The organism is Pseudomonas sp. 91RF (assembly GCF_003576265.1).
GTDB lineage: Bacteria > Pseudomonadota > Gammaproteobacteria > Pseudomonadales > Pseudomonadaceae > Aquipseudomonas > Aquipseudomonas kribbensis.
The window spans coordinates 104622-118590 of record NZ_QWFC01000058.1 but is presented as its reverse complement, the minus strand read 5'-3'; the positions used below and the strand labels follow the sequence as shown (position 1 = coordinate 118590).

Sequence of the window (13969 nt, the reverse complement as noted above, 5' to 3'; positions counted from 1 at the left end):
CATGGCCGTCAAGGCAGCGAAAATCAGCGTCTACGCCTGGGAAGGCACCGACAAGAAAGGCAGCCGGATCAGCGGCGAACTGAGCGGGCAAAACCCCGCCCTGATCAAGGCCCAGTTGCGCAAGCAGGGCATCAACCCCGGCAAGGTGCGCAAGAAATCTGCGTCGTTGCTGAATTTCGGCAAACGCATCAAGCCGCTGGACATCGCCCTGTTCACCCGGCAGATGGCGACCATGATGAAGGCCGGGGTGCCGTTGCTGCAGTCATTCGACATCATCGGCGAAGGCTTTGAAAACCCGGCGATGCGCAAACTGGTGGACGAGGTGAAACAGGAAGTCGCCGCCGGTAACAGCTTCGCTGCGGCCCTGCGCAAGAAACCGCAATACTTCGACGAGTTGTATTGCAACCTGGTCGATGCCGGCGAGCAATCCGGCGCCCTCGATACCCTTTTGGAACGCGTAGCGACCTACAAGGAAAAAAGCGAAAGCCTCAAGGCCAAGATCAAGAAAGCCATGACCTACCCCACCGCCGTGATTCTGGTAGCAGCGGTCGTCACCGGCATTCTGCTGGTGAAGGTGGTGCCGCAGTTCCAGTCGGTGTTTTCCGGCTTTGGTGCCGAACTGCCGGCGTTCACCCTGATGGTCATCGGCCTGTCGGAGTTCATGCAGCAATGGTGGTGGGCGATTCTGGGTGTGCTGATCGTGGCGATTTTCGGCACTCGCCACGCGCTGAGGAAATCCCAGGCCCTGCGTGACCGACGAGATGCCTGGCTGCTGAAACTGCCACTCGTAGGCACCATGATGTACAAGTCCGCCGTCGCCCGTTTTGCCCGGACCCTGTCGACCACGTTTGCCGCCGGCGTGCCGCTGGTCGAAGCACTGGACTCGGTCGCCGGAGCCACCGGCAACGTGGTGTTCAAACGCGCGGTGCTACGCATTCGTCAGGACGTGGCCACCGGCATGCAGTTGAATTTCGCAATGCGCACCAGCGGAATCTTTCCGAACATGGCCGTGCAGATGACCGCCATCGGCGAAGAATCCGGCGCCCTGGACGACATGCTCGACAAGGTGGCCGGGTTCTACGAGGAAGAAGTGGATAACATGGTCGACAACCTCACCAGCCTGATGGAGCCTTTCGTCATGGTGGTACTCGGGGTGATCGTCGGCGGGCTGGTCGTGGCCATGTACCTGCCGATCTTCCAACTCGGCTCAGCGATCTGACATGCCCATCGACGAACTCTTCGCCCTCTATCCGCTGGCCTTTGTCTTCACCGCTCTGATACTCGGGCTGGTGGTCGGCAGCTTCCTCAATGTGGTGATCTGGCGTCTGCCGAAGATGCTCGAGCGCGAATGGCGCCAGCAGGCCCACGACGTGCTCGGGCTGCCCGTCGAAACGCCGCTGCCGGTCTACAACCTGATGCTGCCGCATTCGCAGTGCCCGCATTGCGCTCACCGCATTCGTGCGTGGGAAAACATCCCGCTGCTCAGCTACCTGTTTTTGCGCGGGCGCTGCTCGTCATGCGCGGCGCCGATCAGCAAGCGTTATCCGTTGACCGAACTGGCCTGTGGACTGCTCTCGGCATTCATCGCCTGGCACTTGGGCTTCGGCTGGCCGGCATGCCTGTTGATCGTGCTGACCTGGGGCTTGCTGGCGATGAGCCTGATCGACACCGAGCATCAGCTGTTGCCCGACGTGCTGGTGCTGCCGCTGCTGTGGCTGGGGTTGATCGTCAACAGCTTCGGCCTGTTCGTCTCGCTGCACGATGCGATGTGGGGCGCGGTGGCCGGTTACATGGCGCTGTGGTCGGTGTTCTGGCTGTTCAAGCTGCTCACCGGAAAGGACGGCATCGGTCACGGCGATTTCAAGCTGCTGGCGCTGCTCGGGGCCTGGGGCGGCTGGCAGATTCTGCCGCTGACCATTCTCCTGTCGTCGCTGGTGGGGGCCGTACTGGGGGTGATTCTGCTCAAGCTGCGCGACCGGAAAACCTCGACGCCGATCCCCTTCGGGCCCTATCTGGCAATTGCCGGCTGGATTGCCTTGCTCTGGGGTGGTCAAATAACCGGCTTCTATTGGCAGTTTGTCGGTTTGAAATGAATACCCCTGTGGAAAAACCCTGGATTCTCGGCCTGACCGGCGGCATCGGCAGCGGCAAAAGCGCTGCCGCCCAGCACTTCATCGATCTTGGTGTCCATGTGGTGGACGCCGATCATGCAGCGCGCTGGGTGGTTGAACCGGGTCGCCCGGCGCTGGCGAAAATTGCCGAGCACTTCGGCCCCGATGTCCTGCAGGCCGACGGCACGCTGGATCGCGCGGCGCTCCGCAAGCTGATCTTCGAAGTGCCGGAGCAACGCCGCTGGCTCGAAGCGCTGCTGCATCCGCTGATCGCCGAGGAAATCGCCCATCACCTGGCGCTGGCAAAATCACCTTACGCGATTCTGGTTTCGCCGCTGTTGATCGAGTCCGGACAGTACGCGATGACTCAGCGAATCCTGGTGATCGATGCGCCGCAGCAACTGCAGATCGAACGCACCCTGCAGCGTGACCAGACCAGCGAACAGCAGGTCCAGGCGATCCTCAAGGCCCAATCCAGCCGCGAAGACCGCGTGAGCCGTGCCGACGATGTGGTGGTCAACGACCGCGACCTCGCCTGGCTGCACAGCGAGGTCGAGCGCCTGCATCACTTTTACCTGACTTTATCCGGAGGCCAGTCATGAGCCAGACCCCAACCGTTAATTGCCCGACCTGCGGCGCCCCGGTGGAATTCACCCCCGCAAACAAATTCCGGCCGTTCTGCTCGGACCGCTGCAAACTGATCGACCTCGGCGCCTGGGCGTCGGAAGAACACAAGATTCCGGTGGCCCCGGACGCCGAGGACGAACTGTTTTCCGGCGACTTCGACCCGCGCCACTGATCCTCTGATCAGGGCCGCATGAAGCCGTAGTCCTGATTGTCGTCGAGGTTTTCCGCCAGAAAACGCAACTCGTCGGCCAGGTCTTCGGCGTTGCGCACGGCCTTGCTCTGTTGCACCACCGCACTCAGCAAGGCCCGCAGGCTCAGGCCCGGATCGAATCCCACCTCCTGCGCCATCTCCAGACTCTGCCGGGTTTCCTGCCTCGCCCACTCGTAAACGCTCATGCCGCTGCTCCTGAAGGGATTTGGCCGAGCATGAAATGCCGCGCGCGGTGTGGATTTGATGTGGATCAAGACTTGGGATCGTCGTCCTTCCAGGGCGCCGAAAGGTAGCGGGTGCGGTTGAAGGTCTCCAGCCATTCCGGGCAGAACACCACCAGCGCGCTGATTACCATGCCGTTGATGAACGCTTCCGGAAAAATCAGCAGCCACAGATAACCGATGAAATCTTCCAGCCATTCGGGCATCGCGAACAGGCCGTCGTACCAGAGCAAGGTCAGGCTCAGAATCAGACATGACAGCGCCGACAAGGCCGCCGCGAAGAAACCTGAACAGAAGATATACACAAACGGATTACGCGGTTGCGCCCGTTCGACCAGGATCGCCACGCCCTCGGTGATCAGCACCGGCAGCAGGATCAGCAACGCACCGTTGACCCCGACCGCCACCAGATCCTGGCGTCCCAGCAGAACCAGCCCGATCTGCGCCACCAGCCCGCCGACAATCGCCAGCGGCCAGTCGAGCAGCAAGGTCACGGCGGTCATGCCGATGAAGTGATACGACACGCCCGTGTCGAAATCCCTGCGCACCATCCACAACAGAAACAGCGCGAACACAGTGCCGAACAGTAAGTGCTGACGACGGCTGTCGCTGAACAATTCGACCCACGGCGCACGGCAGATCGCCCAGAACAGCGCCGGCAGGTAAATCAGCCAGCCGAGGGTCAGACTCGTCGATGACAGCAGTTCTGCACCGATCATGATCCCATCACCTTCATTCGCACCGCAGACTCCCTTGATTGGCGCTCCTGTGTCGAAGTCTACACCGCCACCCGGGTGAATCTGCCGATGCAAAGCTTTCTGCTTGTCGCAATTGAACGCTAAGCTTGGGCCTATGGATGACTCGGATTATTTACGCCTGCTGACCATCGCGGCCGAGCAGGCCAACGCGTTCCTGTCCAATGCCCGCAAATGGGAGCGTGAGCGTTGGGTCTGCCAGCGCCTGCTGCAAGGCTTGAATATCCCCTATCGCGCCGACGAATTCGCCCCCGCAGGTGAACCGCCGGACGTGTTGTTTCGCGATGCCAACTTCGAGGTATTTTTCGTCCTCGACGAAGGCCGCCGCCTCAACGATGAATGGCGCGACGAGCTGCAACGTCGGCGCAGTGCGTTTTCCCTGAGCCAACTGGTACGCCGCGAAGCCAAGCCACGACGGATTCCGGCCAATGAATTCCTGCTGAGGCTGGCGCCGACCCTGCGCAAAAAAGCGCACAACTACAAGGAACGCGGCATGGACCTGGGCGAACTGGACATCATCGCCTTCGCCAGCCTCAAGCGCGAAGTGCTCGACCTCAACAGCCACTTTCCACCGCCCACCGAATATCTGCGTCAAGGCTGGCGCTCGCTGTCACTGGTCGGGCCGACGTTCGCCCGCGTGTTGTTCGCTCACCCCGATGCACCGGATTTCCTGCGCAGCAATCTGGGCCGCAGCATTCTGTTCGATGTCGGGATCAGCCTGTAAGCCCTAAGCAGGATGGCGCAAACACTGGCCGGATGTTACAAAAGCGCAATCATTCGCCCGGATGACATGCGCCGTTCAACGCTCGCAGACAAACCGCTGTAACGTCTGCGCATTCAGCAACGTCTATCCCTGACGAGGCCACATATGACCAGCCGCCTGAACCCCGAAGACCAGAAGCATGTCGAAGAGTACCTGCAGTTGTCCCAGCACCGTGTCGAGCGCCGGCCATTCCGGCCGTGGATGCTCCTGGTGGTGGTACTGGCAGCAACCATCGGTCTGGGCCTGTTGAGCCGATTTATCAGTTACCTGACGCTATGAGCTGCATCGCGCTCGCTTGGGTTACGACGACAACGATTTCCTTTAAAAACCTTGCGAGCTATCACCATGTCCCATCGTATTGTCATTGTCGGCGGCGGCGCCGGCGGTCTGGAGCTGGCTACCCGTCTGGGTAAGACTCTGGGCAAGCGCGGCACCGCCAGCATCATGCTGGTCGACGCGAACCTGACGCACATCTGGAAACCGCTGTTGCACGAAGTGGCCGCCGGATCGCTGAACTCTTCCGAAGACGAACTCAACTATGTCGCCCAGGCCAAATGGAACCACTTCGAGTTCCAGCTGGGGCGCATGAGCGGGCTCGATCGTGAGCAGAAGAAGATCCAGCTCGCCGCCACCTACGACGAAAACGGCGTGGAACTGGTCCCCGCGCGGGAAGTACCCTACGACTCGCTGGTGATCGCGGTCGGCAGCACCACCAACGATTTCGGCACCCAGGGCGCAGCGCAGCACTGCCTGTTCCTCGACACCCGCAAACAGGCCGAGCGTTTCCATCAGCAATTGCTCAATCACTACCTGCGTGCTCACGCCGGGCAGACCGACGTAGTTCAGCAGATCAGCGTGGCCATCGTCGGCGCCGGCGCCACGGGCGTCGAACTGGCAGCCGAGCTGCACAACGCCGCCCATGAACTGGCGGCGTATGGTCTTGACCGGATCAAACCGGAAAACATGCACATCACCCTGATCGAAGCCGGGCCACGGGTGCTGCCGGCACTGCCGGAACGCATCAGCGGGCCGGTACACAAGACCCTGGAGAAACTCGGGGTCAACGTGATGACCAACGCGTCGGTCAGCCAGGTCACCGCCGACAGCCTGATCACTGCCGATGGCAACGAGATCAAGGCCAGCCTGAAAGTCTGGGCCGCCGGGATCCGTGCGCCGGGTTTCCTCAAGGACATCGATGGCCTGGAAACCAACCGCATCAACCAGCTGCAAGTGCTGCCGACGCTGCAGACCACCCGCGACGAAAACATTTTCGCCTTCGGTGACTGCGCCGCCTGCCCGCAACCGGGCTCGGATCGCAACGTGCCGCCACGGGCCCAGGCTGCGCACCAGCAGGCGTCGCTGCTGGCCAAGTCGCTGAAACTGCGGATCGAGGGCAAGAGCCTGCCGGAGTACAAATACACCGACTACGGCTCGCTGATTTCGCTGTCGCGTTTTTCGGCTGTGGGTAACTTGATGGGCAACCTGACCGGCACCGTGATGCTCGAAGGCTGGCTGGCGCGGATGTTCTACGTTTCGTTGTACCGCATGCACCAGATGGCGCTGTACGGCCCGTTCCGCACCGCCATGCTGATGCTGGGCAGCAAGATCGGACGCGGCACCGAGCCACGCCTGAAGCTGCACTGATGTAAAAACCGTGGGGGCGGGCTGGCTCGCCCCCACGGCGTTTTGTCTTCTACTGTATCTGACCCCGCTTTCCCCACCTTCGCTTACAAACGCCCCCGCTCCTCGACACAGACGCGATACACCGCCACCGCTTAATGGCCACACCCGAGCGCACCTGCTCCGGATTGATCGCCCTTAACGTGTGGTTGCGCAGTGCAACCGAAGGAGAATGAAATGACCCGCACTTCGAAAATCGGCAAAAACTCCCTTGGCCTGGTCGGTGCCGTACTGGCTGGCGGCCTGATGCTGTCCGGCTCGGTGTTCGCCGCACAACCGCTGGCCCAGGGCTACATGGTCGCCTCGGCCGAAACCTCGGTGAAGACCCCGGAAGGCAAATGCGGTGAAGGCAAATGCGGCGATGCGTCGATGGCCAAAACCGACACCGATGGTGATGGCAAAGTCTCCCGCGCCGAATTCCTGAAGGTCGCGCCGCACTCAGACTTCGACAAGATCGACACCAACCACGATGGCTTCATCGACGAGCAAGAGGCTTACGACAACGTCAAAGCCAACTACGAAGCCAACGGCAAGAAAATGCCCAAAGGCCTGTTCGAACACCTGAAAGAGCGTGACGGTGCCTGATATTCAGTCCGTCCCGGCAAAACAGCCCCGACAAAAAAGCCGCGCTGTCTCTCACGGGAAGCGCGGCTTTTTTATGTCTGCCGGGATTACAGCTGGAAGCGCCGCACCATGCCCTGCAATGCGTTGGCGAGTTTCGACAGCTCATGGCTGGACGCGCTGGTCTGGTCGGCACCGGCCGCCGAACGTACCGACAGGTCGCGGATGTTCACCAGATTGCGATCCACTTCCCGCGCCACTTGCGCCTGCTCTTCGGCGGCGCTGGCGATGACCAGATTGCGTTCATGGATCTCATGCACCGACGCGGTGATGGTTTGCAGGGCCTCGCCGGCCCGCTCGGCCAGTACCAGCGTGGTGGACGCCCGTGAGGCACTGGCCTGCATCGACTCCAGCGCCAGGCTCGAACCGTTGCGCATGCCCTGCACCATCTGTTCGATCTCCTGAGTCGATTGCTGCGTGCGATAAGCCAGCGCCCGGACTTCGTCGGCGACCACGGCAAACCCGCGACCACTCTCCCCGGCCCGTGCAGCCTCGATGGCGGCGTTGAGCGCCAGCAGGTTGGTCTGTTCGGCAATCGCGCGGATCACGTCCAGCACCTTGCCGATGTCTTGAGATTGATTGGCCAGTGATTGCACCAGTTCGCCAGTGTGCTGCACGTCGCTGGCCAGGGCGTTGATGGCGCTGGCGGTTTCACTGACCCGCTCTTGCCCCAGATGCGCCGATTCGCTGGACTGGCGTGTCGCGTCGGAGGTCGACACCGCATTGCGTGCGACTTCCTCGACCGCCGTGGTCATCTCGTTGACGGCGGTGGCGGCCTGTTCGATTTCGTTGTTCTGTTGTTGCAAGCCCTGGGTGCTGTCGAGCGTGACCGCGTTGAGTTCGTCGGCGGCAGTCGCCAGTTGCGTGGCAGAACCGTTGATGCCTTGCAGGGTTTCGCGCAGGTTCTGTTGCATGGTCGCCAGCGCCTTGAGCAATCGGCTGACTTCGTCGTTGCCCTCTGTCTCGATCGGTCGGGTCAAATCCCCTTTCGCAACACTTTCTGCTGCGCTGACGGCGGTGCTCAATGGGCGAACGATGCTGCGGGTAAGCAACATCGCCAGAGCAACAGTCGCCAACGCCGCCAGTGCGATGAACAGGCTGACGATGGTGCGCGAGGTTTCGTAGTGGGCGGCGGAGTTACTGCTCTCTGCCGCGACCTGTTTGGCGAACAGATCCGCCAGGTCATTGAGTTGCTTGCCGGAGCCGTCGACCACGGTTTTCATGTCGACCAGCAGCAGTTTGGTCAGCTCGTCGCGTTTGCCTTGCTGGGCAAGGACGAACGATTGCGCGATGCCGGCGCGGTAAGCCGCGAAGGTTTTCTTGAACTGATCGTACAACTGCTGGCCTTCCGGAGTAGTCACCAGTCGGTCGTAGGCGGCAATCTTCTCGCTCAGCTCTTTGTCGCGGGTGTCCATCTGGCTGCGGTAAACAGCAACGTTGTTCGGATCAGGATCCAGCGCCATGCGCAGAGAAATGGTGCGGATGCGCAGCATGATCTCGCGAATCTCGTCGCCGCCACGAATGCTCGGCAGCCATTGGTTCTCCACCGCGACCTCGCTCTCGCGGATGCTCGACATCTGCCCCAGGGCAAACACGCCAAGCAACGCCACCAGCACCGCGATCAGGGCGAAGCCCAGGGCCGCACGGGGAGCAATATTCAACTGACGAAGCAACATGACGAACGCCCTTTTTCTTGTATTGGCCGGATTCAAGGGGCGATCAATGGCAGGCCCCTTTCGTTAGCGGGCTATCGGCAAGTTGTACGATGACTTGAGCAAAGGGCAAAAAAAATCCCCGTATCTTTCGATACGAGGATTTTTAATATGGTCGGGGTAAGGGGATTCGAACTCCTGACATCCTGCTCCCAAAGCAGGCGCGCTACCGGACTGCGCTATACCCCGGTAAAAAAAAGGCGACCTTTCAAAGATCGCCTTCTTCGATCAGCGCTTTTGGCCTCTGATCTTAAGATTCGATCCCAGTGTTAACTGGTTTCAAAAATGGTGGGTCGTGTGGGATTCGAACCTACGACCAATTGGTTAAAAGCCAACTGCTCTACCAACTGAGCTAACGACCCAAAAATGGTCGGGGTAAGGGGATTCGAACTCCTGACATCCTGCTCCCAAAGCAGGCGCGCTACCGGACTGCGCTATACCCCGGTTTGAAATTGGCTCCGTGACCAGGACTCGAACCTGGGACCCAATGATTAACAGTCATTTGCTCTACCGACTGAGCTATCACGGAACTACACATTTCAATTTACTACGGTGAAACTTGCAGCTTCTCGACATCGTTTTCGCATCGCTGCGTTCGTGTGTCTGAGGCGCGCTATTCTACAACCTAGAACACCTCTGTCAACCCCCTAAATTGCTTTCAAGTTAATGATTTGCAACTTATTTCAGATTTCTGCCCAGTGAGCTGAAACCGTATTGGTGACTGACTGCGGGGCGCACTTTACAAGCCTTTTCCTTTGAGTTCAACAGCCTAACGAAAAAAAAGGCCTCGCATTGCGAGGCCTTCCTTACTTCACCACCCAAAGCTGTCAGTTGAACGTGATCTCGTCGTTCTCCACGACGCCGGTCGCGGTCTCGCCCGGCAGGAAGCGTCCCGACAGGATCAACTGCGCCAACGGGTTCTCGATCCAGCGCTGGATCGCCCGTTTCAGCGGCCGTGCACCGTAGACCGGGTCGTAACCGACGGCAATCAGCTTGTCCATCGCCTCCGGACTCAGTTCCAGCTTCAGCTCGCGCTCGGCCAGACGACTGCGCAGACGGCCCAGCTGGATCTCGGTAATGCCCGCGATCTGATCCCGCGCCAGAGGCTCGAAGATCACCACTTCGTCGACCCGGTTGATGAACTCCGGACGGAAGTGGGTGGAAATCGCATCCATCACCGCCGCACGTTGTGCTTCACGGTCACCCACCAGTTCCTGGATCTGCATCGAACCGAGGTTGGAGGTCATGACGATCACGGTATTGCGGAAATCCACCGTACGACCGTGGCTGTCAGTCAGGCGACCATCCTCCAGCACTTGCAGCAGGATGTTGAACACATCCGGGTGCGCCTTCTCGACTTCGTCCAGCAGGATCACCGAGTAAGGCTTGCGCCGTACCGCTTCGGTCAGGTAACCGCCCTCTTCGTAACCGACGTAGCCTGGTGGTGCACCGATCAGCCGTGCCACGGAATGTTTCTCCATGAACTCGGACATGTCGATCCGCACCATCGCCTCTTCGGTATCAAAGAGGAATTCGGCCAGCGCCTTGCACAGCTCTGTTTTACCGACACCGGTCGGGCCGAGGAACATGAACGAGCCGCTCGGGCGATTCGGGTCGGACAACCCGGCACGGGAACGCCGCACCGCGTTGGCCACTGCGACCACTGCCTCGTCCTGGCCGATCACACGTTGGTGCAGCAGGCTTTCCATCTTCATCAGTTTGTCGCGCTCGCCTTCGAGCATTTTCGACACGGGAATGCCGGTCCACTTCGAAACGACTTCGGCGATTTCCTCTTCGGTCACCTTGCTGCGCAGCAACTGGTTCTCGCTCTTGCCGTGCTGGTCGACCATTTGCAGGCTGCGTTCCAGATCCGGGATCACCCCGTACTGCAACTCGGCCATGCGGTTCAGGTCGCCTTTGCGGCGCGCGGCTTCCAGTTCCTGACGGGACTGTTCGATCTTCTGCTGAATCTGCGCAGAACCCTGCACCTCGGCTTTTTCCGAGTTCCAGATTTCTTCCAGATCCGAATACTCACGCTCGTGGCGGTCGATTTCTTCCTGGAGTTTCTCCAGTCGCTTCTTCGCCGCGTCGTCGCTTTCTTTCTTCAGTGCCTGGGATTCCACCTTCAGCTGAATCAGGCGCCGCTCCAGACGATCCAGCACTTCCGGCTTGGAGTCGATCTCCATGCGGATGCGGCTGGCCGCTTCGTCGATCAGGTCGATCGCCTTGTCCGGCAACTGCCGGTCAGTGATGTAGCGATGGCTGAGCTTGGCTGCCGCGATGATCGCACCGTCGGTGATCGCCACTTTGTGGTGAACCTCGTAACGCTCCTTGAGGCCACGCAGGATCGCGATGGTGTCTTCTTCGCTCGGCTCGTCCACCAGCACTTTCTGGAAGCGCCGCTCGAGGGCCGCGTCCTTCTCTATATATTGGCGGTACTCATTGAGCGTGGTCGCACCGACGCAATGCAGCTCGCCACGGGCCAGGGCCGGTTTGAGCATGTTGCCGGCGTCCATCGAGCCCTCACCCTTGCCGGCGCCGACCATGGTGTGCAGTTCGTCGATGAACAGAATGATCTGCCCTTCCTGCTTCGACAGCTCGTTGAGCAGCGCTTTCAGGCGTTCTTCGAACTCGCCGCGATATTTGGCGCCGGCAATCAGCGCACCCATATCGAGGGACAGCAGGCGTTTGCCGCGCAGGCCATCCGGCACTTCACCGTTGATGATGCGCTGGGCCAGACCTTCGGCAATCGCGGTTTTACCCACACCAGGCTCACCGATCAGCACCGGATTGTTCTTGGTCCGGCGTTGCAGGACCTGAATGGTGCGACGGATTTCATCGTCACGGCCGATCACCGGATCGAGCTTGCCGTCTTCGGCACGCTTGGTCAGGTCGACGGTGTATTTATCCAGCGCCTGACGCGACTCTTCGTGGTTGGCATCGTTGACCGCCTCGCCACCGCGCAGGTTGTTGATGGCATTTTCCAGCGCCTTCTTGCTCACGCCCTGGCCGAGCAGCAACTTGCCGAGCTTGCTGTTTTCGTCCATCGCCGCGAGCAATACCAGTTCGCTGGAAATGAACTGGTCGCCCTTCTGCTGGGCCAGACGGTCGGCCTGGTTGAGCAGGCGCGCCAGATCCTGCGACATGTTCACGTCGCCGGTCGGGTTCTGGATTTTCGGTAATTGATCGAGCTCTTTGGTCAGCTCTTTGCGCAGGCTGTTGACGTCAAAGCCCACCTGCATCAACAGGGGTTTGATCGAACCACCCTGCTGTTCAAGCATGGCTTGCATCAAATGCGCCGGCTCGATGGCCGGATGATCGTGGCCGACAGCCAGGGATTGGGCATCGGACAACGCCAACTGTAATTTGCTGGTTAAACGGTCTATACGCATGGGTCACCTTCCTTTTGAGCAGGCCGGACCTAAAAAACCATCCTGAATAAAGAAACCTGCCAGATACCGCTATAGATGCGGTCGATTCTGGAAGATTCAAGCGTCAGGGAGTTGATGCAGATCAGACAAGCTTAGCGGGCGTCGGGCGACTCGAGCCAAACGAGGGAGGCGAAGCGACCGGTGCGCGATGCACGGCGATAGGAGAAGAAGCGCGGATCGGTCACGGTACAGAAACCGCCACCATAAACAGCCGTGACACCCCGGACCGCCAGACGCAGTCGCGCCAGCTTATAGATGTCAGCCATGAACTTGCCGGCATTGTGGCTCGGGACAAAGGCTGTCGCGGCTTCGGGTAATTGATTGATGAAGACTTCCCGGACTTCCGGGCCGACTTCGAAAGCTTGCGGACCGATGGCCGGGCCGAGCCAGACCAGAATGTCTTCGGCAGGCACATCCAGGCTGTCGAGGGTGGCTTCCAGCACCCCGGCCGCCAGCCCACGCCAACCGGCATGCGCCGCTGCAACGCGCGTACCGGCACGGTCGCAGAACAGCGCCGGCAGGCAATCGGCGGTCATTGCCGCACAAGCGATACCCGGTGTTACCGTCCAGCTGGCATCCGCCGTAGCTACAACCGACGGATCAGCATGCGCCACGGCAATCCCGTGCACTTGCTGCAACCAGGCAGGTTTAATAGAGAAGTGATCGGTCAGTCGCCGACGGTTTTCGGCGACGGCCTCAGGACGATCATCGACGTGATCGCCCAGATTGAGGCTGTCGAACGGCGCCTCGCTGACGCCGCCCTCACGGGTGGTGACACAGGCCTTGACGCTGGCCGGCGCGGGCCAGTCCGGCGTCAGCCAGTTCATCCGACGAATGCCTCGCGATCCTGCTTGAGCAGGGTCAGCAGCCAGACCAGATCTTCCGGCAATGGCGATTCCCAGCTCATGCGCTCACCGGTGGTCGGGTGATCCAGTTCGAGGAACCGCGCGTGCAGAGCCTGACGCGGGAAGTGTTTCAGCGACTCGACCATGGTCTGGCTCGCCGCCGGCGGGATGCGGAAACGACCGCCGTAAGCAGGGTCGCCGACCAACGGGAAGTTGATGTGCGCCATGTGTACGCGGATCTGGTGGGTACGACCGGTTTCCAGCTTCACCCGCACGTGGGTGTGGGAACGGAAACGCTCCAGCACACGATAGTGGCTGACGGCAGGCTTGCCGCCTTCCATCACCGCCATGCGCTGGCGCTGCTGGCCGTGACGACCGATCGGGGCGTTGATCTTGCCACCGGCGGTCACCACGCCGATCACGATGCATTCGTAGATCCGGCTGACACTGCGGCTTTGCAGCTGCGCGACCAGTTTGGTCTGCGCCTGAATAGTCTTGGCCACCACCATCAGACCGGTGGTGTCCTTGTCCAGACGATGCACGATGCCGGCACGCGGGACATTGATGATGTCCGGCACGTGGTGCAGCAAGGCGTTGAGCAAGGTGCCATCGGCGTGGCCGGCAGCCGGGTGCACCACCAGGCCCGCAGGCTTGTTGATCACCAGGATGTCGTCGTCTTCATAGACGATATCGAGCTCGATGTCCTGGGCGACCCATTCACCCTGGGCCTCCTGCTCGGCGGTCAGTTCAAGGACGGCACCGCCATGAACGATGTCGCGCGGGCGGATGACCGCCCCGTCCACAGTCAGGCGACCTTCTTTGATCCAGGCGGAAAGGCGCGAGCGGGAGTGCTCTGCGAAGAGTTGGGCGGCGACTTGATCGAGGCGTTGGCCGCCCAATTCGGACGGCACCTCTGCGCGAAGTTCAATTTTATCGGACATGCTCGGACTGGGCGTCGGCTACAGCCTTTGGTTTCGGCTGCGCGCTTGTGG

Annotated in this window: 14 protein-coding genes, 4 tRNA genes and 1 pseudogene; 8 read left to right on the top strand and 11 right to left on the bottom strand. The window is 60.6% G+C overall.

The genetic code is table 11. The features are described 5' to 3' along the window. The first annotated feature begins 1 nt into the window (after window position 1). From DXT77_RS29460 to yacG, 4 genes are read left to right on the top strand one after another with little or no spacing between them, the layout of a single operon-like run. Window positions 2–1219, top strand: coding sequence for a type II secretion system F family protein (locus DXT77_RS29460; RefSeq protein WP_119430158.1), 1218 nt, complete (start codon window positions 2–4; stop codon window positions 1217–1219). Window position 1220: 1 nt separating this feature from the next. Continuing rightward, window positions 1221–2093: an A24 family peptidase gene (locus tag DXT77_RS29455; RefSeq protein WP_119430157.1), complete on the top strand. Its 873-nt coding sequence runs from the start codon at window positions 1221–1223 to the stop codon at window positions 2091–2093. Beyond that, a complete protein-coding gene (coaE, locus tag DXT77_RS29450; protein ID WP_119430156.1) occupies window positions 2090–2713 on the top strand; it encodes a dephospho-CoA kinase in 624 nt (207 codons plus the stop codon). The genes DXT77_RS29455 and coaE overlap by 4 nt, the downstream gene beginning before the upstream one ends. Continuing rightward, on the top strand, window positions 2710–2910 hold the full coding sequence (gene yacG, locus DXT77_RS29445; protein WP_085712167.1) for a DNA gyrase inhibitor YacG: 201 nt from the start codon (window positions 2710–2712) through the stop codon (window positions 2908–2910). Before coaE ends, yacG begins: the two co-directional genes overlap by 4 nt. An 8-nt stretch (window positions 2911–2918) precedes the next feature. Here the strand turns inward: yacG and DXT77_RS29440 are convergent, their stop codons facing one another. Continuing rightward, entirely contained in the window at window positions 2919–3134 is a 216-nt protein-coding gene (locus DXT77_RS29440) for a hypothetical protein (protein ID WP_096820888.1), read from the bottom strand. A gap of 65 nt (window positions 3135–3199) precedes the next feature. After that, window positions 3200–3889, bottom strand: a complete 690-nt coding sequence (locus DXT77_RS29435) for an energy-coupling factor ABC transporter permease (protein ID WP_119430155.1) — start codon at window positions 3887–3889, stop codon at window positions 3200–3202. Between the two features lie 133 nt (window positions 3890–4022). Between DXT77_RS29435 and DXT77_RS29430 the strand changes: the two genes are divergently transcribed. The 4 genes from DXT77_RS29430 (at window position 4023) to DXT77_RS29415 (ending at window position 6953) form a co-directional block, all read left to right on the top strand. Beyond that, window positions 4023–4649: a DUF1780 domain-containing protein gene (locus DXT77_RS29430; RefSeq protein WP_065261573.1), complete on the top strand. Its 627-nt coding sequence runs from the start codon at window positions 4023–4025 to the stop codon at window positions 4647–4649. Window positions 4650–4793: 144 nt separating this feature from the next. Further along, complete coding sequence (locus DXT77_RS29425; protein ID WP_065261571.1) at window positions 4794–4967, top strand: DUF3094 domain-containing protein; 174 nt, start codon at window positions 4794–4796, stop codon at window positions 4965–4967. 66 nt (window positions 4968–5033) lie between these two features. Then, entirely contained in the window at window positions 5034–6332 is a 1299-nt protein-coding gene (locus DXT77_RS29420) for an NAD(P)/FAD-dependent oxidoreductase (RefSeq protein WP_119430154.1), read from the top strand. A gap of 213 nt (window positions 6333–6545) precedes the next feature. Continuing rightward, window positions 6546–6953 (top strand): EF-hand domain-containing protein, encoded by a 408-nt coding sequence (locus DXT77_RS29415; RefSeq protein ID WP_119430153.1) that lies wholly within the window; start codon window positions 6546–6548, stop codon window positions 6951–6953. 86 nt (window positions 6954–7039) lie between these two features. Here the strand turns inward: DXT77_RS29415 and DXT77_RS30505 are convergent, their stop codons facing one another. The 9 genes and pseudogenes from DXT77_RS30505 to rluD form a co-directional block, all read right to left on the bottom strand. Then, window positions 7040–7903 (bottom strand): methyl-accepting chemotaxis protein, encoded by an 864-nt coding sequence (locus DXT77_RS30505; RefSeq protein WP_372238706.1) that lies wholly within the window; start codon window positions 7901–7903, stop codon window positions 7040–7042. Beyond that, window positions 7895–8665 (bottom strand): annotated as a pseudogene (locus DXT77_RS30500) (MCP four helix bundle domain-containing protein); the annotation flags it as partial. The pseudogene DXT77_RS30500 and the gene DXT77_RS30505, both read right to left, overlap by 9 nt. Window positions 8666–8813: 148 nt before the next feature. Continuing rightward, a tRNA-Pro gene (locus tag DXT77_RS29405) sits at window positions 8814–8890 on the bottom strand. Between the two features lie 97 nt (window positions 8891–8987). After that, a tRNA-Lys gene (locus tag DXT77_RS29400) sits at window positions 8988–9063 on the bottom strand. 5 nt (window positions 9064–9068) lie between these two features. Beyond that, window positions 9069–9145: transfer RNA gene (locus DXT77_RS29395), tRNA-Pro, on the bottom strand. Window positions 9146–9154: 9 nt separating this feature from the next. Continuing rightward, window positions 9155–9230, bottom strand: a tRNA-Asn gene (locus DXT77_RS29390). A gap of 298 nt (window positions 9231–9528) precedes the next feature. Next, window positions 9529–12093, bottom strand: coding sequence for an ATP-dependent chaperone ClpB (clpB, locus tag DXT77_RS29385; protein ID WP_114885605.1), 2565 nt, complete (start codon window positions 12091–12093; stop codon window positions 9529–9531). 131 nt (window positions 12094–12224) lie between these two features. Then, window positions 12225–12959 carry a peptidoglycan editing factor PgeF gene (pgeF, locus tag DXT77_RS29380; protein ID WP_119430151.1) on the bottom strand — a complete coding sequence of 245 codons (735 nt, stop codon included), beginning with the start codon at window positions 12957–12959 and terminating at the stop codon, window positions 12225–12227. Continuing rightward, on the bottom strand, window positions 12956–13918 hold the full coding sequence (rluD, locus tag DXT77_RS29375) for a 23S rRNA pseudouridine(1911/1915/1917) synthase RluD (protein WP_085712174.1): 963 nt from the start codon (window positions 13916–13918) through the stop codon (window positions 12956–12958). The genes pgeF and rluD overlap by 4 nt, the downstream gene beginning before the upstream one ends. Window positions 13919–13969: the final 51 nt, after the last annotated feature.